General features: G+C 76.8%; 2 protein-coding genes. One reads left to right on the top strand and one right to left on the bottom strand.

Annotation, left to right across the window (positions count from 1 at the left end):
* The coding region (locus NBX02_RS10515; protein ID WP_250291159.1) for a hypothetical protein at positions 1-339 on the top strand (339 nt) is incomplete at its 5' end.
* A 104-nt stretch (positions 340-443) separates the two neighbouring features.
* On the opposite strand, the gene NBX02_RS10510 is transcribed toward NBX02_RS10515, so the two are convergent.
* The coding region (locus NBX02_RS10510) for a GAF domain-containing protein (RefSeq protein WP_250291158.1) at positions 444-2,194 on the bottom strand (1,751 nt) is incomplete at its 5' end.

The raw sequence follows: 2,194 nt of genomic DNA, 5'->3' as shown, positions 1-2,194 counted from the left end.
GCGCGGGTCCCCGTCCCGGTCGCGCTCGCGCTGGCCGCCGCGGTGGCCCTGGCCGCGCTGGCGCTGGTCAATCCGGTCGCGAGCGTCGTCACCGGGGTGAGCACGCTGGCCGCCCTGGTGCTGCCGCGTGGCCGGCTGCTGCTGCGGGCCGCCCCGGCCGGCCTGCTCCTGGTCAGCGTGGGATACGTCGTCCAGGTGCAGCTCCGCCACCATCTGCCGGTCAACGGGGAGTGGGTCCAGGCATTCGACAAGATCGCAACGGTCTCCTGGATCGCGATCCTGCTGCTGGCCGCCGACGTGGTGGTCGCGGCCGCGCAACGCCGCCGCGGGAAGGCGTAGACCGCCCGGCGCCGCCCACGGGGAGCCGGGCCCTGACCGGCCGGTCAGGGCCGGTCAGGGCCGGTCAGGGCCGGTCAGGGCCGGTCAGGGCCGGTCAGGGCCGGTCAGGCCCGCGCGCCGGCACGGTCGTGGCCGCCGTCCCCGGGATCGTTGCGCTCCGCAGCGTTCCGGCTGGCGCTGCCCTGACCGGCACTGTTCTGACCGGCGACGTCCCGATCAGCGACGTCCCGGCCGGCGTGGTCGTGGCCGGTGCCGTTGCGGGGCACGGGGCCCGTCCGTCCCGTCGTCGCGGTGGTGGCGCGCAGGGCGTCGCGCAGCGACCCCTCGGCGTCCCATAGCGCGGCGCTGGGCGGCTGATCGGGACGGGTGGTCGCGACCCCGACCGCGAACGGTGCCGTCGCGGCGACGTCCCCGTCGGTCCGCAGCCGGGCGAGCAGGGCGTCCGGCTCGAGCTGGCTGTCCGCGGGCAGGGCCGCCACGAACCGGTTGTGCGACCAGCGGGCGAGCTCCACCCCGGAGCCGGCGGCCGCCCGCAGCCCGGCGGCGAAGTGCCGCAGGACGTACTCGTCGGCGCGGACGGGGGCCTCACCCTGCCGCTGATCCCCTGGCCGCTGGTCCGGCTGCCGATGGTCCGGCAGCCCGAAGAGGCAGACGGCGGTTCCCGCCGGCAGGCCCTGCAGGACGGTCAGGAAACGGTCCCGGCTGGTCAGGCCGGTGGCCGGGTCGACACCGATCTCCCGGACGCGGACCTGGGCCGTGCGCAGCCGCGCGAGGGTGTGGCCGGCCTGCCCGCCGAGCAGGGTGACCGCGCGCAGCCCCGCCTGGTCGACCCGGGTGCGCGTCGCCGCCCAGCACGCCGCGACCAGGCCGATCAGGCCGCCCTCACCGGGGATCGGCACCAGCAGCGCCGAGGCGATGCGGGGCCGGCGGACGACCCGGTGCGGGAACGGCCGTGACGTCGACACGTCCGGGAAGAAGACCGGTGCCCGGGTGCGCAGCACGGTACCGATACCGGTCTCGTCACTTTCCGTGAAGCGGGCCCCGGAGGAGATCATGGTGTCCTCGTCCGGTCTCGTGGCGGACGCGGCCACGTGGAACACCGTCGAGCCGGGCATGTCCGCGAGCAGCAGGCTGACCGCGTCCGCGTCGAGCAGGTTCCGGGAGACCTCGGCGACCATCGACACCGCCGGGTCGAGATGGTCCGGGTACCAGAACTGGTCGAGCGCGCCCAGCGCGGCGGTGACCTGGTCGGCCATGCACACGGCCCGCCGGGCCGCCAGCAGGTGCGCGCTCTGCCGTCCCAGCGCGGCCAGGGACTCCTTCTGCCCGGGGGTGAGGGCACGCGCGACACGGTCGAGCACCGCGACATGGCCGATCACCGCGTGGTCCGGGGTACGGATCGGCGCCGCCGCGTAGAACCGGAACGGGCTGCTCGGGCCGAGCGCGGCCAGCCGCGCGAAACGGGGGTCGCCGGCGATGTCGGGGATCTCCACCACGGCGGCGGGCCCGGCCGGTGCGTCCAGGCCGAGGAGGGCCTCCTGGGGCAGTTCGGTGGCGGTCGATCCGTAGCATGCCCGGCGCCACTGCCGGTCGGCGCCCCGGAAGGCGACGAACGCCGCGGGCGTGGCACACAGGCGGGCGGCCAGCGTCGCGATCTCGTCGAACGCGCCGTCCCGGTCGGGCTCGAGGAGCTGGTGGCCGGGTGGGGCCCCGCGCCGGCCCGGTTCGTCCGCCGGTGTCAGGGCGAGCGGTCCGGTGTCGCCCAGCCCTGGCCCCGGCCCTGGCTCTGGCTCTGGCTCTGGCCGTCCGCCGGCCCGCGGGCCGCTGGATGCCGGCCCGCGGACGGTTCCCGGGC

This window comes from Protofrankia sp. CiP1_Cm_nod1 (genome assembly GCF_920888515.1).
In the GTDB taxonomy this organism is placed as follows: Bacteria; Actinomycetota; Actinomycetes; order Frankiales; family Frankiaceae; genus Protofrankia.
Note: the sequence above shows the minus strand (reverse complement) of the source record. Positions and strands in the feature narration are given on the sequence as shown.